The following is a 22,289-nucleotide window of genomic DNA, read 5'->3' as shown; positions in this document are numbered from 1 at the left end:
AAGCCTACGCAAAGGGAAGTGTTAACCGAGCAGTATTTGGACAAGTATCCAGCCGGATACTGCGGGACCGGGGTGTCCTGCCCGGTCGGGGTGGCGCCGGCCGCCGGCGGGTGAGGCACCCGCGGGCTCCCGCCCGGTCCGGTGGGCCGGGCGGGAGCCCCGCCGGTCAGATCGTGGACGTGTCGATGACGAAGCGGTAGCGGACGTCGCTCGCGAGGACGCGTTCGAAGGCCTCGTTGACGCGGTCCGCGGCGATCACCTCGATCTCCGCGCCCAGGCCGTGCTCGGCGCAGAAGTCCAGCATCTCCTGCGTCTCGGCTATGCCGCCGATCATCGACCCGGCGAGGGTGCGGCGGCCCGTGATCACCGAGAAGAGGTTCAGGCTGACCGGCTCCTCCGGGGCGCCTACGTTGACGAGGGCGCCGTCGACCTTCAACAGCCCCAGGTAGCGGTCGAGGTCCATCGGGACGGCCAGCGTCGACACGATGAGGTCGAAGGTGCCCGCGAGGTCCGTGAAGGTCGCGGGGTCGCTCGTCGCGCGGTAGTGGGAGGCGCCGAGGCGCAGGCCGTCCTCCTGCTTGCGCAGGCTCTGCGACAGGACGGTGACCTCCGCGCCGAGCGCGTTCGCGATCTTCACGCCCATGTGGCCGAGGCCGCCGAGGCCGACGACGGCGACCTTCTTGCCCGGGCCGGCGCCCCAGTGCCGCAGCGGCGAGTACAGGGTGATGCCCGCGCACAGCAGCGGCGCCGCCTGGTCCAGGGGCAGGGCGTCGGGGATGCGGACCGCGTAGTTCTCGTCCACGACGAGGTGGGTGGAGTAGCCGCCGTACGTGGGCTCCCCGCTGCGGTCGAGGGCGTTGTAGGTGCCGGTCATGCCCTCGACGCAGTACTGCTCCTGCCCACGCAGGCAGTACTCGCAGGTCCGGCAGGAGTCGACGAAGCAGCCGACGCCGACCCGGTCGCCGACCGCGTACCGGGTGACGCCCGGCCCGACCTCGGCGACGACGCCGGCGATCTCGTGGCCGGGGACCATCGGGAAGATCCCCTCGCCCCAGCCGTCGCGGGCCTGGTGGATGTCGGAGTGGCAGATGCCCGCGTACTTGATCTCGATGAGGACGTCCTGCTCGCCGACGGGGCGGCGCGGGACGGTGGTGCGCTCCAGCGGCGCCTTCGCGGAGGGGGCGGCGTAGGCGGCGACCTGGGTGACGGACATGGGTGTGCTCCTCGGACAGGCAGATCATGCGGTGATCACACCGTGCCCGATCCGCGGCCCGCGACCCAGACCCCTGCCGTTCCTACGTCTGCTGTTCCTATCCCTGGCGGGGTCAGGGACGCGCCCCCTCCGGGGGCGGCCGTCCGGCGATACTGGGCCGATGGACCAGCTTGACCCGCGTTCCGAACTCGGCGAGTTCCTCCGGAGCCGGCGCGCCCGGCTGCGCCCGGCGGACGTCGGCCTGCCGGACCACACCCGCTACCGCCGGGTGCCCGGCCTGCGCCGCGAGGAACTGGCCCACCTCGCCGGGGTGTCGGTCGCGTACTACACGCGCCTGGAGCAGGGCCACGGGCAGAACGTGTCCGCCGAGGTGCTCGACGCGATCGCGCGGGCACTGCGCCTGGACGGCACGGAGACCGCCCACCTGCGCCAGCTCGCCCGGCCGCGGCCCCGCCGCCGCCGGCAGGCGCACCGGCCGCAGCGGGTCCGCCCGGAGCTGCGGACGCTGCTGGACGCCATGGACGGCGTCCCGGCGTACCTGGTCGGGCACCGGCAGGACGTCATCGGCTGGAACCCGCTCGCGGCGGCCGTGTTCGGGGACTTCGGGGCGCTGCCGCCGCAGGAGCGGAACCTCGTGCGGCTCGTGTTCCTGGACTCCGCCACGGCCGAGCTGTACGCCGACTGGGAGTGCCGGGCCTGCGAGGTCGTCAGCAACCTGCGCATGTACGCGGGCCGGAACCCCGACGACGAGCAGCTGACCGCGCTGGTCGGCGAGCTGTCGGTGAAGAACGAGGAGTTCCGCCGGCTGTGGGCGGCGCACACCGTGGCGGACAAGACGCACGGCGTGAAGCGGCTGCGGCATCCGCTGGTCGGGGCGATGGAGCTGTCGTTCGAGACGCTGGCCCTGCCCGACGACTGCGACCAGCGGCTGGTCGTCTTCCACGCGGCGCCCGGGTCGCCGTCGCAGGACGCGCTGCGGCTGCTGGCGTCCTGGTCCGCCCCGTCGGCCGCCGGCGGCCTTGCGGGTCCGGCCGGGGCCGCGGAGTCCGCCTCGCAGGCGGGGCCGGCCGCTACAGCTTGAGCTGCCAGACCGCCGCGCCGCGTTCGCGCCGGTAGCCCAGGGAGGCGTTGACGGCGCGCATGGGCGCGTTGTCGTCGGCGACGGTCGTGGCGATGGTCCGCAGGTTCGGGTGGCGGGCCGCCGCCTCGGCGAGCATGCGGAGCTTCACGGCCCGGCCGAGGCCCTTCCCGCGGTGGCGGGGGACGACGACCGTGTCGTACTGGAGGGCGCGCGGCCCGTCGGGGTCGGGCAGGACGAGTTCGGTGTACGCGGCCACGTCGCCCTCCGGGGTGACGGCGGCGACCGTGCCCAGGGCGCCCCCGCGGTCCAGGATGAGCTGCTGGGCGGCGTGCAGGCGCTGCGGGGTCCAGGAGGCGGTCTGCTCGTCCAGGTCCCCGGTCGGGGCGTCCTCCATCGCGCCGTGCGCGGCCGCGGCGGCCTCGGCCCAGGCGTCGGGGACGAGCCCGGGCCAGTGCAGGAGGGTGTAGCCGGCCGGGTCCGCGCCGCGGGCGGCCGGGGCGGCGGGCACCTCCTGGACGTACCAGGCCAGCGGCAGGACGTTCTCGAAGCCGAGCGACTCGGCGAAGGCGCGGCCGGGGCCGCCGTCCTCGATCTGGACGGAGACGGAGGTGCGGCCGTCCGCGAGGAGTTCGGCGCGGACGTGCTGCCACAGGGCCGTGCCGAGGCCGCGGCGCCGGGAGCGCGGGTGGACGGCGAGTGTCCCGAGGAACGCGGTGTGGCGGTTCTCCTCGCCGGTGAACAGCAGGAGCTGGGCGACGCCGTCCTCGGCGGCCCACAGGGCGGTCCGGCCGCGCGCCGGCGGCACCCGCAGCCGGCCGGCGACCTCCGTCCGGGACGGCGGCGGCAGCTCCGGCAGGTCGGCGGCCCGGGCGGCGGCCAGGACCTCCAGCCACGCGTCGGTGTCGGTGCCGGAAACGGGCGGGTCGAGGACGCGTATGGCATGAGGGGTCGTCATGTGCGGGACCTTAGCCGGGCCGGATCGGCGGGCGCGCGCGGATTGCGCGGGGCCCGGGAACGCCGGACGGCGGGGAGCCGTCGGGGCTCCCCGCCGTCGGCGGGTGCTGCGGGGCGGTGCGGCCCGGTGCCGGGGCCGCACCGCACGGGCCGTCAGACGGCCGAGCCGGCCTTCCAGTCGGCCCAGCTGAGGTTCCAGCCGTTGAGGCCGTTGTCGGGCTTGATGGTCTTGTCCGGGGAGTTGACCACCGTGACGACGTCGCCGATGAGCGAGTTGTCGTAGAACCAGGCGGCCGGCTGGTTCGGGTCGCCCGCGCCCTTGACGTCGTTCAGGCCGACGCAGCCGTGGCTGGTGTTGACGCTGCCGAAGATCGAGTCGGCGCCCCAGTAGTTCCCGTGGAGGAACGTGCCGGAGGTGGACAGCCGCATGGCGTGCGGGACGTCCTTGATGTCGTACTCGCCCTTGCCGTCGGAGTCGGTGAAGCCGACGGTGGCGCCGTTCATCCGGGTCTCCTTGAACTTCTCGGAGATCACCATCTGGCCGTTGTACGTCGGCGTCTCCGGGGATCCCGCGGAGATCGGGATGGTCTTGATGACCGCGCCGTCCCGGGTCACCGTCATCTTCTTCGTCTTCGCGTCGACGGTGGAGACCTGGCTCCGGCCGACCTTGAAGGTGACCGTGCGGTTCTGCACGCCCTGGATGCCGGGGGCGCCCTGCACGCCGTCCAGCGCCATCTTCATGGTGACGGTGGAGTTCGCCTGCCAGTACTTCTCCGGGCGGAAGTCCAGGCGCTGGGCGCTGAACCAGTGGCCGACGACCTCCTGGCCCGAGCTGGAGGTGACGTTGATCGCGGACTGGACCGCCTTCTTGTCCTTGATCGGCTTGTTGAAGGTGATCGAGACCGGCATGCCGACGCCGACGGTCTGGCCGTCCTCCGGCACGAAGCTGCCGATGAAGCTGTTCTCCGGCGAGACGGTGCTGAAGGTGGCGTTCTCGTGCGCCTCCTTGCCGCTCTCGTCCTTGGCGGTCGCCGAGAGGGCGTACTTGGTGGAGCGCTTCAGCGGCGCCTCCGGCTTCCAGCTCTTGCCGTCGGCGGCGATCTTGCCGGCGACGGCGGCGCCCTCGGAGGTCTTCAGCTCGACCGCCGTCAGCGTGCCGTCGGCGACGGAGACCGCGGTCGAGTCCAGGCCCGCGTTGTCCGTTCCGTCCTTCGGCGTGATCGTGATCTTCGCCTTCGACGCGTCCTTGGCCGCCGCCGCATCGACGTCGGACTGGGACTTGCCGGTGTCCCCGCCGCCCGCCTTCTCGTCGCCGCCGGTGCACGCCGTGAGCATCAGTACGCCGCCGAGCAGGGCGGATATGGCCCCCATCGACCTTCTCCGCAGCTTGCTGTCCGTCCTCACACGCCACTCCATCGTTGCCTGGACCCCCCGGGGCCGTCCCCGGGCAGGGGGACACGCCCCCTGCCACGAACCAGTCAACGCGTTGACGGCCGGGATCGGTTCCACATTCCGTTTGAATGTGGGCAACCCCACGGTCAGGCGCTGCCGGGCTCTCTGTCGAAGTCCCCATCTTCCTCGCCCAGGTCCCACTCCAGGGACTCGGGGTCGTATTCGACGGGCTCGCTGCTCCAGGAGGCCTGTACGAGCTCCACGCCGGGGATCTCCGCGACGAGGTCCGTGGGGTCGACGAGGTAGGCCAGGGCCTCGGACTCGTCCTCCCGTACCGCCGACTCGGCGTGGCCGCGCTCCTCGTCCGGCATGAACTCGTCGGCCTCGATGTGGTCGAGTGCGGCCCCGGTGAGGGCGCCGGCGTCCGGCACCTCCAGCACCAAATCGACCCGAAGCCGTACGTATCGTGATGTGTCAGAAGGGTTCATACGACGGAGCGTAAGCCCGGGGAAGCCCCGGCTTTCCCGCGACCCGCCCCTTTCCGTAGCATCACCGCACACGGCCAATTCGCTGCTTCCGCAAGGGGGATCGCCCCGTGTCCGCACGCCGTCCGCTGCTCACCGCCCTCGGGGCGACCACCCTGCTCGCCGCCCTGTGCTTCGTGCCCTCCGCGGGCGCCGTCGCGCCCGGCGGGTCCGCGCCGGCCCCCGCACCGCCCACGGCGCCCCCGGCGGCGGACGCGGGCGGTCCGGGCACCGTGACGACGGCCTCCGCGGCCTCCGGTACGGCCGCGGGCCGCCCGGCCGCGCAGGCCGGGCTGACGCTCGCTGACACCGGCGGCGTCGACACCACCCCCTACCTGCTGGCGGGCACGGCCTGCCTGATCGTGGGCGCGGGGTCGGTCACCTTCTCGGTGCGCCGCTCGCGCGGCGCGTAGCCGCACGCACGGCGGGGGCCGAGCCCCGGGAGGACATCCCGGGGCTCGGCCCCCGTCGTGTGCGCGGTGCGCGCGTGCCGTCAGGCGAGCGGGCCGGTCACGGTCTCCACCGCGGCGACCAGGGCGCCGGAGCGGACGAACGCGTCGGCGGCGGCCAGGTCGGGCGCGAGGAAGCGGTCCGGGCCCGGCCCGCCGACGCCGGCCGCGCGGGCGGCCTCGATGGCGGCGAGGCTGGCGGGGGCCGCGGTGAGCCCGTGGCGCAGCTCGATGGCGCGGGCGGCCGCATACAGCTCGATGGCGATGATGCGGGACAGGTTGTCGACGGCGGTGCGCAGCTTGCGCGCGGCCGACCAGCCCATGGAGACGTGGTCCTCCTGCATGGCGGAGGACGGGATGGAGTCGGCGGAGGCGGGGACGGCGAGCCGCTTCATCTCGCTGACCAGGGCGGCCTGCGTGTACTGGGCGATCATCAGGCCGGAGTCGACGCCGGCGTCCTCCGCGAGGAAGGGCGGCAGGCCGTGGGAGCGGTTCTTGTCGAGGAGCCGGTCGGTGCGGCGCTCGGCGATGGAGCCGAGGTCGGCGGCGGCGATGGCGAGGAAGTCCAGGACGTAGGCGACGGGCGCGCCGTGGAAGTTGCCGTTGGACTCGACGCGGCCGTCGGGCAGGACGACCGGGTTGTCGACGGCGGAGGCCAGCTCGCGGGAGGCGACCAGCGCGGCGTGTGCGAGGGTGTCGCGGCCGGCGCCGGCGACCTGCGGGGCGCAGCGCACCGAGTAGGCGTCCTGGACGCGGGGGGCGGACTCCTCCTGGTAGTGGCCGGTGAGCCCGGAGCCCTTGAGGACGGCGGCCATGTTGGCGGCGGAGGCGCCCTGGCCGGGGTGGGGGCGGATGGCGTGCAGCTCGGGCGCGAGGACCTTCTCGGTGCCGAGGAGGGCCTCCAGCGTCAGGGCGGCGGTGATGTCGGCGGAGGTGTACAGCCGGCGCAGGTCGGCGAGGGCCATCAGGAGCATGCCCAGCATGCCGTCGGTGCCGTTGAGGAGGGCGAGGCCCTCCTTCTCGCGGAGCACGACCGGCTCGATGCCGGCCTCGGCGAGGAGTTCGCCGGCGGGGCGGACGGTGCCGTCGAGGCCCTCGGCGTCTCCCTCGCCCATCAGGGTGAGCGCGCAGTGCGAGAGCGGGGCGAGGTCGCCGGAGCAGCCCAGGGAGCCGTACTCGTGGACGACGGGTGTGATGCCGGCGTTGAGCACGTCGGCCATGGTCTGCGCGACGGACGGGCGGACGCCGGTGTGGCCCGAGGCGACGGTCTTCAGCCGCAGGAACATCAGGGCGCGGACGACCTCGCGCTCGACGCGCGGGCCGAGGCCGGCGGCGTGCGAGCGGACGATGTTGCGCTGGAGCTGGGCGCGCAGCTCGGGGCTGATGTGCCGGGAGGCCAGGGCGCCGAAGCCGGTGGAGACGCCGTAGACGGGCTCGGGCTTGGCGGCGAGGGCGTCGACGATCCCGCGGGCGCGGGCGAGCGCGTCGAGGGCCTCTTCGGAGAGCTGGACCCGCGCGTTGCCGCGGGCGACGGCGATGACGTCCTCGGGGGTGGTCCCGGACGTCCCCACCACGACAGTGTGCATATCCATATTCAGCACCCTACGGATTGAATCGCTTCATGTCACTAGCCACTTTCACGAGGGCCTCTTACGCCGCCCCGGCCGCGCGGCGCGGCCCGCCCCGGCATCAGGCCCGCCCCCGGAACCGCCGCCGCTCGCCCGGCTCCTCCCGGGCCGCGGCGTCGGCGAGACGCACCACGGCGCTGTCGCGGCCGGCGACGACGGGGCCGCCGGAGCGGGCGGCCTTGGCCTTGTACTGGGCGGCGTCGGCGAGCCGGAAGAGGCGGCGGGAGGACTGCACCGGCCCGATCGGGTCGCCGGTGGAGGCGACCCCGCAGGCGACGCCCTCGCCCAGCTCCAGCGTGCCGGCGCGCCGGCACAGCTCCTCGCTGACGCGCACCACGTCGTCGGCCGGCGGGCCCACGCTGACCAGGCAGAACTCGTCGCCGCCGAGCCGGGCGGCCAGCGCGCCGGGCAGCATGGCCCCGCACAGGCTGAGCACGGAGCCGAACCGTTCCAGCAGGCGGTCGCCGGTGGCGTGCCCGAGGGTGTCGTTGACCCGTTTGAGCCCGTTGAGGTCGCAGACGACGAGGCTGACGACGGCCCCGTCGCGCCGGTGCTCCTCCAGGGCCGTATCGAGCCGCATGTCGACGGCCCGCCGGTTGGCGAGCCCGGTGAGCGGGTCGGTGAAGGCGAGCCGCCGGGCCTCTTCCAGCCGGTCGTTCTGCGCGAGCCCGGCGGCGATGACGGCGGCGAGGACGCCCGCGAACTCGGCGTCGTCCCCGTCGAAGTCCGGCAGCCCGGCGTCCCGGGCCACGTACAGCTCGCCCCAGGCCCGCCCGCTGAGCACGATCGGCGCGACCACGCAGGTGCCGCGCCCGCGCCGGCGCAGGGCCTCGCCGCGGCGCCCGGGGCGGCCGCCGGCGGCGTTCTCGACCCAGGCGTGCGGGCCCCCGCCGCCGGCCCACAGTTCGTGCAGGAACTCGGCGATCTCGGGGAAGTCGTGCACCGGGTACGACTCGTCCTCGGGGAACTCGGCCTCGCCGGGCCGGCGCTCCCCCTCGTTGACGAGCACCCGCAGCCGCCCGCGCTCCCGCTCCCAGGCGCAGATCGCGGCGAACGAGCCGTCCAGCGCGAGGCGCGCCGCGCGCGCGGCGGCGCGGACGCTGTCCCGCGGCGCGGCCGCGGCGGCCATGGCCTGTGCCAGGCCCACGACGGCTCGCAGCCGCCCGTCGAGTCCCATCACCCCAGGTTAGGGATTTTTGTCCGCATTCGTGACGGCGGGGCCGGGAACCCCGCCCGCGCCGTGCGACCCGCCCCGCGCAGGGGCCTGCGTCAGACGCCGGGCCAGTTCGGGCGGCGCTTCTCGTTGAACGCCGCCACGCCCTCGGCCCGGTCGCCGGAGAAGGCCACCGTCCGCCAGGCCGCGTCCTCGATCTCCAGGCCGGCCGCCAGGTCCATCCCGTGGCCCAGCCGCAGCGCCCGCTTCGCCGCCCGCAGCCCCACCGGGGAGTTCGCCGCCATCCGGCCCGCCAGCTCCAGGGCCTCCTCCCGCGCCCGGCCCGCCGGGACGAGCGAGTCCACCAGGCCCAGCGACAGCGCCTCGGCGGCCTCCACGCGCCGCGCCGTGAAGATCAGCTCCGCGGCGCGGGCCGCGCCGACGCGCCGGGGCAGCAGCTGCGTGCCGCCGCCGCCCGGGATCACGCCGACGGACACCTCGGGCAGGCCGACCACGGCGGTCTCGTCCGCCACGATCACGTCGCAGGCCAGGGCCAGCTCGAAGCCGCCGCCGAGCGCGAAGCCGTGCACCGCCGCGATCGTCGGCATCGGCAGTTCCAGGACGCCCCCGTACGCGCCGCGGGTGGTCGGCCGCTGCCGCACCAGTTCGGCGTCGGAGAGGGAGTTGCGCTCCTTGAGGTCGGCGCCGACGCAGAACGCCCGCTCGGCGGCCGAGGTGAGGACGACGACGCGGGCGGAGGGGTCGGCCGACAGCTCGGCGCAGGCCGCGCCGATCGCGCGCGCCATGGCGGTCGAGACCGCGTTCATCGCCTTCGGGCGGTCCAGGACCAGCTCCACGACCCCGTCGCCGCCGTGCCGACGTACCGATACGAACTCCGACTCCACCGACACAGGGACCCTCCCGGTTAACGAACGTTACCCGGGGATCTTAGGCTTCCGCCGCGTCAGCGACCAGGGCTCCACGACGCCCAGGCCGCGCACCGGCCGCTGCCACATCGGCTGGAGCGCGAAGCGGTACGAGCCGCCGCCCTGCTCGGCCTCGGCCTCCTTCTCCGAGACGGGTGCGGCGCCCGTGCGGCCCAGCTCCTCGGCCATCGCGCCGTCGACCAGGACGGCGTCCTTCGGCGCTATGGAGGTGAGCCGGCTGGCGAGGTTCACCGTCGTCCCGAAGACGTCGCCCATGCGCGTGGTGACCGTGCCGAAGGCGATGCCGACGCGCAGCTCGGGCATCTGCCGGTCGGCCTCCATGGTCTCGATCAGCCGCAGCGCGATCTCGGCGGCCGTGGCCGCGTCGTCGGCGACGTAGAGCACCTCGTCGCCGAGGGTCTTGATGAGCCGGCCGCCGTGCGCGGCGACCAGGTCCGCGGAGGTCGTCTCGAAGGACTCGACGAGCTCGCCGAGCTGCTCCTCCTCCAGGCGGCGGGTGAGCCGGGTGAAGCCGACCAGGTCGGCGAAGCCGACGGCCAGGCGCCGGTCGACCATCTCCTCGTCGTCGGCGGCCTGCACGACGCGGCCGGTGGCGGCCGCGAGCTGCCGCCGCCACACGTAGACGAGGAACTCCTCCAGCTCGGGCAGGAGCAGCTCGACCAGGGGGTAGGTGACCTCCGTCCGGGTCATGCCCGGCTCGGGGGGCTCGGTGAGCCCCTCCAGGAAGGAGTCGATCTGCCATTCGGCCAGCCGGGCGGTGGTCTGCCCGGTGGAGCGGGCCACCTGGACGGCCATCGGCTCGCTGAGCAGCCCGGCCTCGACGAGGCCGGCGAGCCGGCGCAGCGCCAGCACGTCCGCCTCGGTCAGGGCGCGGGCCTGCCCGATGTCGGCGAAGCCCATGGCCCGCCAGAAGCGGGAGGCGAGCTCCATCGAGACGCCGGCGCTGCGGGCGGCCTGGAACGGCGTGTACCGGCGCTCCGCACCGAGGATCAGCTGCTCCAGCCGGATGGCGAGCGGGTCCGCCGTGGGCTGGACGGTGTGGTCGACCTCGTGGTGGGGAGGGTGCTGGTCGCGTCCGATCGGGGTGCCCGGGCCGGGGCCGCCGTGGCCCGGGGAGGACGCGCCGGACGAAGAGTCGTCGACGGTCAAGGGCCGCCTCCTGTCCATTTCCGTGCGCACTGCCCTGCCGAACCGGTGATCGCCGGGAGACCCGCCGATCGCCTAAACCATACGGCAGGTGTGCCGTAGCTCACTCCCCGGTCCCGTCACCTCCGGCGGCCGCGGGGCCGCGCGCTCACCCCGCGGGCCTCAGGTGCACGACGTCCCCGGCCCCGACGGCCTCGCGTGAGCCGTCCGCGGTGCGCAGGACGAGCCGTCCTTCCGCGTCCACCGCTTCGGCCGTTCCGGTGAGCGAGCGCCCGCCGGGCAGGTCGGCCCGGACCTCTCGGCCGAGGGTGGCGCAGCGGGCGGTGTACGCCTCCAGGAGGCCGGAGGCGGCCGGGTCCCCGGCGGCGGCGCGCCAGTCGGCGTACGACTGCTCCAGGGAGCGCAGGACGGCCTTCAGGAGCGGTTCGCGGTCGGTGACGGCCGCCTTGGCCAGCAGCAGGGAGCCGGCCTCCGGTACGGGCAGCTCCTCGCGGGTCAGGGAGACGTTGAGGCCGATGCCGACGACGACGCCGTCGGCGGTCCGCTCGGCGAGGATCCCGGCGGCCTTGCGCTCCTGGCCGTCGACGGCGACCAGCAGGTCGTTGGGCCATTTGAGGGAGGTGTCCACGCCGGCGGTCCGCTCCAGCGCGGCCGCGGCGGCCACGCCGGCCAGCAGCGTCAGCCAGCCCCAGCGCTCCTGCGGGACGCCCGGACCCGGCTTGAGCAGGACGGAGAAGAACAGCCCGGAGCGGGCGGGCGCCACCCAGCTGCGGTCCAGGCGGCCCCGGCCGGCGGTCTGCTCCTCGGCGACGAGGACGGCGCCCTCGGGGAGGCCGCCGGCGCGGGCCGCGAGGTCGGTGTTGGTGGAGCCGGTGCTGGGGACGACCTCCACGGAGGTCCACAGGCCTCCCCCGGCGGTCAGGGCGCGCCGGAGTGCGGCGGTGTTCAGCGGCGGCCGGTCGAGGCTCGACCAGCGGTCCGAGGGGGCCCCGGAGGAGGCCCCGCCTGGGGCATCGGATGGCGTCATGCAACCCAGATTAGGTGTGTCAAACGCCGCACTGCCGAGCGCCATGCCCGCCGATACGCTACGCACCAGTAGCCAGCAGTAGTCATTCAATTGACCAGGCAGTTGACACCACACAGGGAGCCGCGACCCCGATGTCACAACCGTCCGAGCCGATCGACATCCACACCACCGCGGGCAAGATCGCGGACCTGCAGCGCCGTATCGACGAGGCCACCCACGCCGGCTCCGCCCGGGCCGTGGAGAAGCAGCACGCCAAGGGCAAACTGACGGCCCGCGAGCGGATCGCCCTGCTGCTGGACGAGGGCTCCTTCGTCGAGCTGGACGAGTTCGCCCGGCACCGGTCCACCAACTTCGGCCTGGAGAAGACCCGCCCGTACGGCGACGGCGTCGTCACGGGCTACGGCACGGTCGACGGCCGCCCCGTCGCCGTGTTCTCGCAGGACTTCACGGTCTTCGGCGGCGCCCTCGGCGAGGTCTACGGCCAGAAGATCATCAAGGTGATGGACTTCGCGCTGAAGACCGGCTGCCCCGTGATCGGCATCAACGACTCCGGCGGCGCCCGCATCCAGGAGGGCGTCAGCGCGCTCGGCATGTACGGCGAGATCTTCCGCCGCAACGTGCACGCGTCCGGTGTCATCCCGCAGATCAGCCTGGTCGTCGGGCCGTGCGCCGGCGGCGCCGTGTACTCGCCGGCCATCACCGACTTCACCGTGATGGTCGACCAGACCTCGCACATGTTCATCACCGGCCCGGACGTCATCAAGACGGTCACCGGCGAGGACGTCGGCTTCGAGGAGCTGGGCGGCGCCCGCACCCACAACTCCACCTCGGGTGTGGCCCACCACATGGCGGGCGACGAGAAGGACGCCATCGAGTACGTCAAGTCGCTGCTGTCCTACCTGCCGTCGAACAACCTCTCGGAGCCGCCGGCCTTCCCGGAGGAGGCAGACACCGCGGTCTCGGAGACGGACCTCGAACTGGACGTGCTGATCCCGGACAGCGCGAACCAGCCGTACGACATGCACACCGTCATCGAGCACGTCGTCGACGAGGGCGAGTTCCTGGAGACCCAGTCGCTGTTCGCGCCGAACATCCTGACCGGCTTCGGCCGCGTCGAGGGGCACCCGGTCGGCATCGTCGCCAACCAGCCGATGCAGTTCGCCGGCTGCCTCGACATCGACGCCTCCGAGAAGGCCGCCCGCTTCGTGCGGACCTGCGACGCCTTCAACATCCCGGTGCTGACCTTCGTCGACGTGCCGGGCTTCCTTCCGGGCACCGACCAGGAGTACAACGGCATCATCCGGCGCGGCGCGAAGCTGATCTACGCGTACGCCGAGGCCACCGTCCCCCTGATCACGGTCATCACCCGCAAGGCCTTCGGCGGCGCCTACGACGTCATGGGCTCCAAGCACCTCGGCGCGGACCTGAACATCGCCTGGCCCACCGCCCAGATCGCGGTCATGGGCGCGCAGGGCGCCGTCAACATCCTGCACCGCCGCACCCTCGCCGAGGCCGAGGCCGCCGGGGAGGACGTCGACGCGGTCCGGGCCCGGCTGATCGGCGAGTACGAGGACACCCTCCTCAACCCGTACACCGCCGCCGAGCGCGGCTACATCGACGCGGTGGCCATGCCGTCGGAGACGCGGGCGCACATCGTGAAGGGGCTGCGCCAGCTCCGCACCAAGCGGGAGTCGCTGCCGCCGAAGAAGCACGGCAACATCCCCCTCTAGCCCCCCGAGCCTCCAGGAGGTAAAGCCTGTGGTGATCAAGGTCGTCAAGGGGAACCCGACGCCGGAGGAGCTGGCCGCCGCACTGGCGGTGGTCCAGGCGCGCGCGGCGGCGCTGGCGTCGGCGCCGTCGGACGCGCCCCGGGCATCCGACGCCTGGTCGGCGCCCGACCGGGTGGCGCGGCGCACCCTGCCGCACCCCGGCCCGGGCGCCTGGGCCCGCACGTACTGGCCCGGCCGGGGCTGAGGGACGGCGCGAAGCGGAGGCGGCGCCTGAGTACCCGTACTCAGGCGCCGCACCGGTCCGCCGGGCCACGATCGGTACATGCTGTGGTCTGACCCGGAGAACGAGCCGCCCGAGGACATGCGCGACGCACAGGCGATGGTCCGCCGGATGACCGTCGTGGTCGTCCTGGCCATGGCGGTCGTCGTGTACGTGCTGGGCGTGGGCCACTGATGCCGTGGCCTGCCTGGGAAGCTGCTCCGCCCAGGGCCGCGGCGTCAGTCGACGGGCCGCAGCGCGCGCTCGGAGCGCAGCGCCGCCCAGGCGGCCACCGCGGCCAGAGCTGCCAGCCCGGCGAGGGCGAGGCCGCCGGCCAGGGGGGACGGATCGGGCGGGGCCTGGTTCCAGAAGTACAACTGGTACTGGGCTTCGGAGGGCAGGTCCAGCAGGTCGGCGATCCAGCGGTGCGGAAGGAACGGCGCCGCCGGAAGCATCACGAGCGGCGCGGTCACCAGCAGCGGGCCGATCCCGAGCGCAATGGTCCCGATGACGCTGCGCAGCAGGGCCGCCGCGCACCCGGCCAGGCAGATGAAGAGCAACTGGATCAGGAGGGCGCCGGCGATCGCACCCGCAGCCTGGCCCCACGTCGCGGACTCGGCGGGCGGGGGCGGCACGGCGGGCGCCACCCCGCCGCCGAACCCCGGGGGCACCGCGCGGGGCCGCACCGGCCACATCTGGGCGAGCGCGGAGGCGGCCAGCCACAGCACCACGCCGGTGAGGACCTGAGCGGCGAACGCCAGGGCGAGCGCCGCCCCGGCCTTGCGCACCCACAGCACGCCGACCCGGTTCTCGTACAGGCGCAGGGCGCTCCAGGTGCCGCCCTCCAGGGTCTGGCCGAGTCCGGTCGCGACGACCACTCCCGCGAGGAGGAGCCCCAGCAGGGTTCCGAACTGCCAGGCCGCCGCCCGCAGCGCGGACGGGAGCGAGGTGAGCGCCGACACCGAGGGGTCGAGTACCCCGTACGAGGCCCCCGCCGCCCAGAGCCGGACCACGAGCCCCAGCACCACCGCCGCCGCCACTGCGACGGCTCCCCACACGGGAGCAGTCCACAGGGCTCGCAGCTCGCCGGCCCACGCGGCGCCCTCCCGGCGTGTCGGCCGACGCCGACTGCCGGCCATCAGGCGCGGTCCCGGGTCCTGTTGAGCCGGTCCATGCCGATCCAGAGGAGACCGATGAGGGCCAGGGTCGGAAGGACGCGGAGCAGGACGGGGGCGGTGGAAGGGGCGGTGGAGATCCAGAAGTGGTCCCAGACGCCGTCCACCGCACCGAAGCCGACGAGGTCGGCCAGCACGCCCCCGGGAAGCCAGGCGCCGAGCCCCGGGGCGGCGGAGGTGCGGACCACCAGGACGAGCATCAGCATCCCGGCGAGGAAGGTGTGCATCGGCTGCCGCAGCAGTGCGCCGAGGGCCACCGCGACGGCTGCGGCCCCGGCCAGCACTGCTGCCCCGGCCAGTACGCCGAGCGCGGTGTCGGCCAGGATGGAGCCAAGGGCGCCGGGCGAAGGCAGCGGGTAGGCGTTGCGGCCGTAGAGCAGGCCGAACGCGGCTGTAACGGCCGCCGACACGCACAGCAGCACGAGACTCCACGCCCAGACGGCCACGGTCTTGGCGGCGAGCAGCCTGCTGAGGCGGGACTCGTAGAGGAGAAGCGGCACGATGCTGCCCCGGCTCCACTCACCGGCGACGGAGAAGGCCGCCAGCATGACGAGGAGCGCGAGCCCGGGAACGGACGTCAGCAGCCGTACGGTCCACAGCAGCGAGCCCACCGGGTGCTGGGCGTGCGCGGCACGGACTCCTTCAGCGGTGAACCTGTCCTGGATCCGCTCCAGCCCGACGGCCTGCAGGGGTACTTCGGCGAGGCATTTGGCCTTCTGCTCCGCGGTGTTCTGCGCGGAATCACACGATCGGGGGAGGTAGTCGAGGTTGGCCTGCACCTGCCTGATGTTGTACGAGGCCATGTTCTGGCTTACCCAGGCGCAGTAGAGGGAGCCGAAGACGAACAGAGCAGCGAGGGTGAGGGCGAGCGGATGCCGCAGCAGCCGCCTGGTCTCCGCCCGGACGAGGCGGTTCACCGGCGGCCGCCTTCCCCGACGAGCCCGAAGAACCAGTCCTCGAAGGCGGCCGGACCGCTTTCCGGGTCGTAGCCGAGCGCGTCGAGAGTGCCGGCGGCGACGACACGGCCCTGCGCGACCATGATCACGCGATGGCAGATCCGCTGGATCTCGTCGAGCTGGTGGCTGGAGACGAGGACAGCGGCCCCGCGCGCGGCCTCCTCGGCCACGATGCGCCGCACCATGCGCAGTCCCTCGGGGTCGAGCCCGTTGGTGGGCTCGTCGAGAATCAGCAGATCGGGCTGCTTGAGCAGCGCCGCGGCGATGGCCAGCCGCTGCCGCATGCCCTGCGAGTACGTCCCGAGCCGCCGGTCGGCGGCGCCGCTGAGCCCGACGCGGTCGAGCGTGCGGGCAATGCGCCCGCCGTCGGGCAGCCCGGCGGTGTCGAGAAGGGTGCGCAGCATGGCGCGTCCCGTGGACCACCGGTGGAACGCGGGCGCGTCGAGCGCGGCGCCGACCCGGTCGAGCTGCCGCGGCCGCATCGGCAGCGCCTCCCCGAACAGCCGCACCTCACCGGAATCGGGGGTGGACAGGCCGGTGATCACCCGCATCAGGGTGGTCTTGCCCGCACCGTTGAGCCCGAGGAGGCCGACGATCTCGCCGGCCTCCAGGCTGAGATGGACCCCTTCCAGCACGGAGTGCTTCCGGAAGCTCTTGGTCACTTCGTGACAGGAAAGGATGATCATCTTCTGAGATTACTGCCCGTCACCGAGGGAGCCGCCACTCGCCTGACGCCGGACGAACCGTCGCAGCACCGGGCGTGTCGTTCGGGCGCGGCGGGCCGCGCCTACGATGGCGGGCATGACTGCTGCCCGGACCCTCGTCCTCGCCTCCGCCTCGCCCGCCCGGCTGAACCTGCTGCGGCAGGCCGGGCTCGCCCCGCACGTCATCGTCAGCAACTTCGACGAGGACAGCCTGCGCGCGGACTCCCCGGCGGAGCTGGCGCTCGCCCTGGCCGAGGCCAAGGCGGGCGTCGTGGCGGGCCTGGACGAGGCCGCGGGCGCCCTGGTGATCGGCTGCGACTCGGTGCTGGAGCTGGACGGCGAGGCGCTGGGCAAGCCGGAGGACGCCGAGGAGGCCACCGCCCGCTGGAAGGCGATGCGCGGCCGGGCCGGCGTCCTGCGCACGGGCCACTGCGTGGTCGACACGGTGACGGGGCGGGCGGTCTCCGCCACCGCGTCGACGACGGTCCGCTTCGGCGAGCCGACGGACGCCGAGGTGGCCGCGTACGTGGCGAGCGGGGAGCCGCTGCACGTCGCGGGGGCCTTCACCCTGGACGGGCTGTCGGCGCCGTTCATCGAGGGCATCGACGGCGACCACGGGAACGTGATCGGGCTGTCGATGCCGCTGCTGCGCTCCCTGCTGGGCGAACTGGGCGTGTCGATCACCGACCTGTGGGCGTGACCTCCCCGCCGGGCCGGAGGTCGGCCTCACCGCGCCCGCGGGCCGGGTACTGCGTGAGGACGTGGACGAGCAGGCACAGGGTCAGCATCAGGACGGCGAAGGCGCCCCAGCCGACCAGGCCGACGGCGAGCGCGCCGAGCACGCCGTGGGTGACGGCGGCGCAGACGAGGACGACGCGGGCAAACCGCCCGGGGGCGCGGTCGCGGACGGCGGCTGCGGCGAGCAGGACGGCGCACAGCAGGAGAAAGGCGGCCGTTCCGGCCCCCATCGCGTAAGTTGCCATGACCATGACATCCGGATCCATGCCGGCGATGGACATCGACTGGCTCTGCGTCGTCCGCCCCAGCACGAAGTGGACGAGCGCCAGCACCAGCGCCTCCGCCGCGAGCACGACGGCGCCGAAGCCCGCCGCGAGTCTGCGCAGCACCACGTCCACGACCTCCACCCCTTCCTGCGAGAACGGGCCGCGGGCCCGTTCGACGCCTGGAGGCTACTAACGGGTAAACGTACGGACAAGGGGTGTGCACGGCCCGCGCGCGGAATGCCCCGCGAACGGCGGCCGCGCAAAGAATCTGTGGGCCGTTCGTTGGGAATCCACAAAGAATCGCCGGGCCCCACTGACCCGGCGGACAGAGACCGTGGCTACCTGGCGGGGTTACTGTGCAGTCGGGGATCCCCCTGACCTGGGGCGCCACTTGGACTTTCCTCGATCGAGGCGGACTCGAATCACACTCCGTGTGGGCAAGGTCACCTCTAGGAGAGGGTCGTAAGGCCGTGTGGGCAGTCCCTAAACTCAGCTTGTTTCAAGGAGGGAGCCATCGTGCGCAAGGTGCTCATCGCCAACCGTGGCGAAATCGCTGTCCGCGTTGCTCGGGCCTGCCGGGATGCCGGGATCGCGAGCGTAGCCGTCTACGCCGATCCGGACCGGGACGCCCTGCACGTCCGCGCGGCCGACGAAGCTTTCGCGTTGGGCGGTGACACCCCGGCCGCGAGCTACCTGGACATCTCCAAGGTCCTCCAGGCGGCCGCCGACTCCGGCGCCGACGCCATCCACCCCGGATACGGCTTCCTCTCCGAGAACGCCGAATTCGCGCAGGCCGTCCTCGACGCGGGCCTGACCTGGATCGGCCCGCCGCCGCAGGCCATCCGCGACCTCGGCGACAAGGTCGCCGCCCGCCACATCGCGCAGCGCGCCGGCGCCCCGCTGGTCGCCGGCACCCCCGACCCGGTGTCGGGCGCCGAGGAGGTCGTCGCCTTCGCCAAGGAGCACGGCCTGCCCATCGCGATCAAGGCCGCCTTCGGCGGCGGCGGCCGCGGCCTGAAGGTCGCCCGCACGCTCGACGAGGTCCCCGAGCTCTACGACTCCGCCGTCCGCGAGGCCGTCGCCGCCTTCGGCCGCGGCGAGTGCTTCGTCGAGCGCTACCTCGACAAGCCGCGCCACGTCGAGACCCAGTGCCTCGCCGACAGCCACGGCAACGTCGTCGTCGTCTCCACCCGCGACTGCTCGCTCCAGCGCCGCCACCAGAAGCTGGTCGAGGAGGCCCCGGCGCCGTTCCTCTCCGAGGAGCAGAACGCCGAGCTGTACCGCGCCTCCAAGGCGATCCTGAAGGAGGCCGGCTACGTCGGCGCCGGCACGGTCGAGTTCCTCGTCGGCGTCGACGGGACGATCTCCTTCCTGGAGGTCAACACCCGCCTCCAGGTGGAGCACCCGGTCACCGAGGAGGTCGCCGGCATCGACCTCGTCCGCGAGATGTTCCGCATCGCCGACGGCGAGGAGCTCGGGTACGGCGACCCGGTGCTGCGCGGCCACTCCTTCGAGTTCCGCATCAACGGCGAGGACCCGGGCCGCAACTTCCTGCCCGCGCCCGGCACCGTCACCAAGTTCAACGCGCCGACCGGCCCCGGCGTCCGCCTGGACGCGGGCGTCGAGTCCGGCTCGGTCATCGGCCCCGCCTGGGACTCCCTCCTCGCCAAGCTGATCGTGACGGGCGCGACCCGCGAGCAGGCCCTCCAGCGGGCCGCGCGCGCCCTGGCCGAGTTCGAGGTCGAGGGCATGGCGACGGCCATCCCGTTCCACCGCGCGGTCGTCGCCGACCCGGCGTTCGCCCCGACGGACGGCACCCCGTTCAAGGTCCACACCCGCTGGATCGAGACCGAGTTCGTCAACGAGATCCCCGCGTTCGCGGCCCCCGCCGCCGACGAGGCCGAGGACGAGCCCGGCCGCGAGACGGTCGTCGTCGAGGTCGGCGGCAAGCGGCTGGAGGTCTCCCTCCCGTCGTCCCTGGGCATGACCCTGGCCCGCACGGCCGCGGCGGGCGGCGCCAAGCCGAAGCGCCGCGCGGCGAAGAAGTCCGGCCCCGCCGCCTCCGGCGACACCCTCGCCTCCCCGATGCAGGGCACGATCGTGAAGGTCGCGGTCGAGGAGGGCCAGCAGGTCAACGAGGGCGACCTCGTGGTCGTCCTGGAGGCGATGAAGATGGAGCAGCCGCTGAACGCGCACCGCTCCGGCACCATCGTCGGCCTGACGGCCGAGGTCGGCGCGTCGCTGACCTCCGGCGCCACGATCTGCGAGATCAAGGACTGACGTCCGCGGCAGCCGCGATACGCAAGACGGCCCGCACGCCCCTTCCGGGGTGTGCGGGCCGTCTTCTTGTCCAGGGCCGGCCCTGGCGGACTAGACGAGTAAGTCCGAAGTGCTCGGTTCAGTGGTCGTAGGCGATCAGGGATCGGGTGAGTGGTGTTCCGTTGGCCCGGTTGTGCCAGATGGCTGCGGTCAGGGTGAGGATGCGTTGTCCGACGCGGGCCAGGACCCCGGCAGGGGTCCTGGCTCCGTGGCGTTCGAGGTCGAGTTGGCCTTTGAGGGTGTCGTTGACCGACTCGATCAGCTGCCGGATCGGTTTGAGGAGATGCTCGCCCGGCCGGGGCTTGCGGTTGCGGTAGCTGGGCCGCAGCAGGGTCAGGCCGTACTTGGCCATGAGGGCGTCCAGGTGCTTGGAGACGTAGCCCTTGTCGCCGACGATCGTCTGCCCGGGGCGGCCGGCCAGCAGGTCGACGTCGCCGGTGAGCATGTCGGCCAGGACTTCGCGTTCGTCGATTTTGGGGTTGGCCAGGGCCCAGGCGACGGGCAGCCCGCCGGGTGTGCAGAGCAGGTGCAGGCGCAGGCCCCAGAAGAAGCGGGAGTGGGAGGGGCAGTAGCCGTAACCGGCCCAGCCGGCGAGGTCGGAGCGTTTGGCGGTGGGGCGTGAGCGGGCGCATTCGACGGGGGTGGAGTCCACGATCCACATGTCGTCGTGCCACAGGTCGGTGTCCCGGGCCAGGGTGCGGATGAACCGGCTGATCAGTGGGTTCGCTGCCCGCAGGCGCTTGTTGTAGCCGGACTGGCCGGGCAGGTAGGGGAACTCGGCGGCCAGGTGGCGTCGGGCGAACCGCAGCCAGCGGGCTTCGGAGGCGAACCCGAGGACAGCCTGCATGACTGCCAACGTCAACAGCTCTGCGTCCGTCAGCCTCGGCGGCCGTCCTGCCCGCCGCGTTCCTGCCAGAGAGTCATCGATCTTCACGTACAGTGCTGTCGCGAGGGTTTCGAGGTCTGTCGTCACAAACGGATCAACGAGACCCTCGCTTCATGCGCCACAAGACTTCGGACTTACTCGTCTAGAACGCGGCCGGGCTGGTGAAGTTGCACCGGATGTACTCCGCATCGTCCCCTTCCAGCGCCAGGCAGTAGCCGCCCAGCCGGTCGAGGTGGTCGTACAGGGAGTGCGCGAGCGCCTCCACGTCGCGCGCGTGCGCGAGCCGGATGGACGCGGGAACCATGCTGTGCGGCCAGTCGTCCGTCGACCAGTCGACGATGAGCTGGGCGAAGAACTCGTCCGACCGGAAGTGGCTGAAGAGCTGGAAGGAGCTCTGGGTCACTTCATGCGGCTCACCGTAGAGCGCCGTCAGATCAGCCGTGAGACGGCGCCACAGGCCTTCGACATCAGTCTCGCGGAATGATTCCGCTGCCACCTCCCCGGCGGGAGCCAGTCCCGCGAACAGGTAGTACGTCTCCTTCTCACTCACCGCGGATCCACCCTCACATCTTCCGTCTGCCGGACCTGTTGTCCGTGCGAGGTCGACGACGGCCGGCGTCAGGCGTCGCACTCTCCGTGTCATCGCGCCCCATGATGTCGTAGTGGTCGTCCCGGCGGCGATGAGGATGAAGCAGCCGCTGAACGCGCACCGCTCCGGCACCATCGTCGGCCTGACGGCCGAGGTCGGCGCCACGATCTGCGGCGGCGCGCTCCCGCGAGCCGGCGGCGTTCGCGCGTCCGTTTCCGCCGGCGGCAGAACACCGCCCGACCGGGCTCGTTGATCACTACGGTCGGGCTCATGACGACGGTGACGACGCGCACGATCGCCTACGCGGCCGACGGACTGACGATGACCGGACACCTCGCGCTCCCGGCCGGTGCCGAGCGCCGGCCCGGAGTCCTGGTCGGGCCCGAAGGGGTGGGGCTCAGCGACATCGAACGCGGCCGGGCCGAAGCGCTCGCCGAGCTGGGATACGTGGCCCTGGCCTTCGACCTCCACGGCGGACGCTACCTGGACGACCCCGAGGAGATGCTGGCCCGCTGCATGCCGCTGCTCGCCGACCCCGGCCGGATGCGGGGCATCGGACACGCGGCGCTCGACGTGCTCCGCGCCGAGCCGCGGACCGACCCGGACCGGATCGCCGCCATCGGCTACGGCACCGGGGGCGCGATCGCGCTGGAACTCGGGCGCGACGGCGTCGGCCTCCGCGCGATCGCGACGGTCAACGGACTGACCACGGGCCGCCCGAACGAAACGGCACGCATCGGTTGCCCGGTATGGGCGGGGGTCGGATCGGAAGACCCGATCATGGCGTCTGCGCAACGGGAGGCCTTCGCCGCCGAGATGCAGGCTGCGGGCGTCGACTGGCGCCTCGCGGTCTACGGCGGCGCCCTGCACGCCTTCCACCACCCGCCGGTCGACCACACCGTGCGCCCCGGCGTCGGCCACCATGCGCGGCATGCGCAGCGCGCCTGGCGGGACGTCGTCGACCTGCTCGCGGAGTGCCTGCCCCTCCCGGAGTGACCCGGCCGCCGGGATGCGGGGCTCCGCCCCACCCCCCTGCGCCTCAATCGCCGGCGAGGCTGGATGGGTGGGCCCGTGGTCGCCCGGCCGGGCGGTGGCTCCGCCGAAGCCAGTGGGGCTCCGCCCCACGCCCCGCGCCTCAATCGCCGGCGGGGCT

The 22,289-nt window shown here is 73.2% G+C and carries 23 protein-coding genes and 2 pseudogenes; 10 read left to right on the top strand and 15 right to left on the bottom strand.

All coding sequences use genetic code 11. The annotated features are described in order from the left end of the window. Window positions 1-15 precede the first annotated feature (15 nt). Window positions 16-114 (top strand): annotated as a pseudogene (locus tag ACZ462_RS00830) (peptide-methionine (S)-S-oxide reductase MsrA); the annotation flags it as partial. A gap of 52 nt (window positions 115-166) precedes the next feature. On the opposite strand, the gene ACZ462_RS00825 reads toward ACZ462_RS00830, so the two are convergent. Next, window positions 167-1,213, bottom strand: coding sequence for an NAD(P)-dependent alcohol dehydrogenase (locus ACZ462_RS00825; protein ID WP_467809931.1), 1,047 nt, complete (start codon window positions 1,211-1,213; stop codon window positions 167-169). 160 nt (window positions 1,214-1,373) lie between these two features. On the opposite strand from ACZ462_RS00825, the gene ACZ462_RS00820 reads away from it, so the two are divergent. Further along, window positions 1,374-2,294 (top strand): helix-turn-helix domain-containing protein, encoded by a 921-nt coding sequence (locus ACZ462_RS00820; protein WP_467809932.1) that lies wholly within the window; start codon window positions 1,374-1,376, stop codon window positions 2,292-2,294. Here the strand turns inward: ACZ462_RS00820 and ACZ462_RS00815 are convergent. From ACZ462_RS00815 to ACZ462_RS00805, 3 genes are all read right to left on the bottom strand, one after another. Continuing rightward, the gene (locus ACZ462_RS00815) at window positions 2,284-3,249 is read right to left on the bottom strand and encodes a GNAT family N-acetyltransferase (protein WP_467809934.1); all 966 of its coding nucleotides are present in this window, start codon (window positions 3,247-3,249) and stop codon (window positions 2,284-2,286) included. The genes ACZ462_RS00820 and ACZ462_RS00815 overlap by 11 nt on opposite strands. A 152-nt stretch (window positions 3,250-3,401) precedes the next feature. Next, entirely contained in the window at window positions 3,402-4,664 is a 1,263-nt protein-coding gene (locus ACZ462_RS00810; protein WP_467809901.1) for a L,D-transpeptidase, read from the bottom strand. A 122-nt stretch (window positions 4,665-4,786) separates the two neighbouring features. Continuing rightward, window positions 4,787-5,128, bottom strand: coding sequence for a hypothetical protein (locus ACZ462_RS00805; RefSeq protein WP_467809902.1), 342 nt, complete (start codon window positions 5,126-5,128; stop codon window positions 4,787-4,789). A gap of 107 nt (window positions 5,129-5,235) precedes the next feature. On the opposite strand from ACZ462_RS00805, the gene ACZ462_RS00800 reads away from it, so the two are divergent. Continuing rightward, window positions 5,236-5,577, top strand: coding sequence for a hypothetical protein (locus tag ACZ462_RS00800; RefSeq protein ID WP_467809904.1), 342 nt, complete (start codon window positions 5,236-5,238; stop codon window positions 5,575-5,577). A gap of 80 nt (window positions 5,578-5,657) precedes the next feature. Here the strand turns inward: ACZ462_RS00800 and hutH are convergent, their stop codons facing one another. The 5 genes from hutH to ACZ462_RS00775 form a co-directional block, all read right to left on the bottom strand. After that, window positions 5,658-7,199, bottom strand: a complete 1,542-nt coding sequence (hutH, locus tag ACZ462_RS00795; protein WP_467809913.1) for a histidine ammonia-lyase — start codon at window positions 7,197-7,199, stop codon at window positions 5,658-5,660. A gap of 103 nt (window positions 7,200-7,302) precedes the next feature. Further along, the gene (locus tag ACZ462_RS00790) at window positions 7,303-8,418 is read right to left on the bottom strand and encodes a GGDEF domain-containing protein (protein ID WP_467809906.1); all 1,116 of its coding nucleotides are present in this window, start codon (window positions 8,416-8,418) and stop codon (window positions 7,303-7,305) included. A 92-nt stretch (window positions 8,419-8,510) separates the two neighbouring features. Further along, window positions 8,511-9,305 carry an enoyl-CoA hydratase/isomerase family protein gene (locus ACZ462_RS00785; RefSeq protein ID WP_114053885.1) on the bottom strand — a complete coding sequence of 265 codons (795 nt, stop codon included), beginning with the start codon at window positions 9,303-9,305 and terminating at the stop codon, window positions 8,511-8,513. A gap of 24 nt (window positions 9,306-9,329) precedes the next feature. Further along, the gene (locus ACZ462_RS00780; protein ID WP_467809907.1) at window positions 9,330-10,490 is read right to left on the bottom strand and encodes an adenylate/guanylate cyclase domain-containing protein; all 1,161 of its coding nucleotides are present in this window, start codon (window positions 10,488-10,490) and stop codon (window positions 9,330-9,332) included. A 145-nt stretch (window positions 10,491-10,635) separates the two neighbouring features. Beyond that, window positions 10,636-11,514, bottom strand: a complete 879-nt coding sequence (locus ACZ462_RS00775) for a biotin--[acetyl-CoA-carboxylase] ligase (protein WP_467809908.1) — start codon at window positions 11,512-11,514, stop codon at window positions 10,636-10,638. Window positions 11,515-11,645: 131 nt separating this feature from the next. On the opposite strand from ACZ462_RS00775, the gene ACZ462_RS00770 reads away from it, so the two are divergent. The 3 genes from ACZ462_RS00770 to mmpB all read left to right on the top strand — a co-directional run bounded on the left by ACZ462_RS00770 (window position 11,646) and on the right by mmpB (window position 13,698). Continuing rightward, complete coding sequence (locus ACZ462_RS00770) at window positions 11,646-13,244, top strand: acyl-CoA carboxylase subunit beta (protein WP_467809910.1); 1,599 nt, start codon at window positions 11,646-11,648, stop codon at window positions 13,242-13,244. 28 nt (window positions 13,245-13,272) lie between these two features. Further along, window positions 13,273-13,488, top strand: a complete 216-nt coding sequence (locus ACZ462_RS00765; RefSeq protein ID WP_467809911.1) for an acyl-CoA carboxylase epsilon subunit — start codon at window positions 13,273-13,275, stop codon at window positions 13,486-13,488. 78 nt (window positions 13,489-13,566) lie between these two features. Next, complete coding sequence (mmpB, locus tag ACZ462_RS00760) at window positions 13,567-13,698, top strand: morphogenic membrane protein MmpB (protein ID WP_260615810.1); 132 nt, start codon at window positions 13,567-13,569, stop codon at window positions 13,696-13,698. A 44-nt stretch (window positions 13,699-13,742) separates the two neighbouring features. Here mmpB and ACZ462_RS00755 read toward each other — a convergent pair whose 3' ends face one another. The 3 genes from ACZ462_RS00755 to ACZ462_RS00745 all read right to left on the bottom strand — a co-directional run bounded on the left by ACZ462_RS00755 (window position 13,743) and on the right by ACZ462_RS00745 (window position 16,320). Further along, window positions 13,743-14,561: a hypothetical protein gene (locus tag ACZ462_RS00755; RefSeq protein ID WP_467809603.1), complete on the bottom strand. Its 819-nt coding sequence runs from the start codon at window positions 14,559-14,561 to the stop codon at window positions 13,743-13,745. Between the two features lie 80 nt (window positions 14,562-14,641). Next, window positions 14,642-15,595: a hypothetical protein gene (locus ACZ462_RS00750; RefSeq protein ID WP_467809604.1), complete on the bottom strand. Its 954-nt coding sequence runs from the start codon at window positions 15,593-15,595 to the stop codon at window positions 14,642-14,644. Further along, on the bottom strand, window positions 15,592-16,320 hold the full coding sequence (locus ACZ462_RS00745) for an ABC transporter ATP-binding protein (RefSeq protein ID WP_467809605.1): 729 nt from the start codon (window positions 16,318-16,320) through the stop codon (window positions 15,592-15,594). The genes ACZ462_RS00750 and ACZ462_RS00745 overlap by 4 nt, the downstream gene beginning before the upstream one ends. Window positions 16,321-16,426: 106 nt before the next feature. Between ACZ462_RS00745 and ACZ462_RS00740 the strand changes: the two genes are divergently transcribed. Beyond that, the gene (locus ACZ462_RS00740; RefSeq protein WP_467809606.1) at window positions 16,427-17,038 is read left to right on the top strand and encodes a Maf family protein; all 612 of its coding nucleotides are present in this window, start codon (window positions 16,427-16,429) and stop codon (window positions 17,036-17,038) included. On the opposite strand, the gene ACZ462_RS00735 is transcribed toward ACZ462_RS00740, so the two are convergent. Beyond that, on the bottom strand, window positions 17,019-17,483 hold the full coding sequence (locus tag ACZ462_RS00735; RefSeq protein ID WP_467809607.1) for a hypothetical protein: 465 nt from the start codon (window positions 17,481-17,483) through the stop codon (window positions 17,019-17,021). The genes ACZ462_RS00740 and ACZ462_RS00735 overlap by 20 nt on opposite strands. 375 nt (window positions 17,484-17,858) lie before the next feature. Between ACZ462_RS00735 and ACZ462_RS00730 the strand changes: the two genes are divergently transcribed. Beyond that, a complete protein-coding gene (locus tag ACZ462_RS00730; RefSeq protein WP_467809608.1) occupies window positions 17,859-19,622 on the top strand; it encodes an acetyl/propionyl/methylcrotonyl-CoA carboxylase subunit alpha in 1,764 nt (587 codons plus the stop codon). 118 nt (window positions 19,623-19,740) lie between these two features. On the opposite strand, the gene ACZ462_RS00725 is transcribed toward ACZ462_RS00730, so the two are convergent. Both ACZ462_RS00725 and ACZ462_RS00720 read right to left on the bottom strand, forming a co-directional pair. Next, on the bottom strand, window positions 19,741-20,634 hold the full coding sequence (locus ACZ462_RS00725; RefSeq protein WP_467809609.1) for an IS982 family transposase: 894 nt from the start codon (window positions 20,632-20,634) through the stop codon (window positions 19,741-19,743). Between the two features lie 55 nt (window positions 20,635-20,689). Continuing rightward, complete coding sequence (locus tag ACZ462_RS00720) at window positions 20,690-21,097, bottom strand: hypothetical protein (protein WP_467809610.1); 408 nt, start codon at window positions 21,095-21,097, stop codon at window positions 20,690-20,692. 109 nt (window positions 21,098-21,206) lie between these two features. Between ACZ462_RS00720 and ACZ462_RS00715 the strand changes: the two are divergent. Beyond that, a pseudogene (locus ACZ462_RS00715) lies at window positions 21,207-21,389 on the top strand (hypothetical protein); the annotation flags it as partial. A 17-nt stretch (window positions 21,390-21,406) separates the two neighbouring features. After that, entirely contained in the window at window positions 21,407-22,132 is a 726-nt protein-coding gene (locus ACZ462_RS00710; protein WP_467809611.1) for a dienelactone hydrolase family protein, read from the top strand. The last annotated feature ends 157 nt before the right edge of the window (window positions 22,133-22,289 follow it).

It is taken from the genome of Streptomyces sp. NPDC031121, from assembly GCF_055570615.1.
The sequence above is the reverse complement of the archived record's forward strand: the minus strand, read 5'-3'. Positions and strand labels throughout refer to the sequence as shown.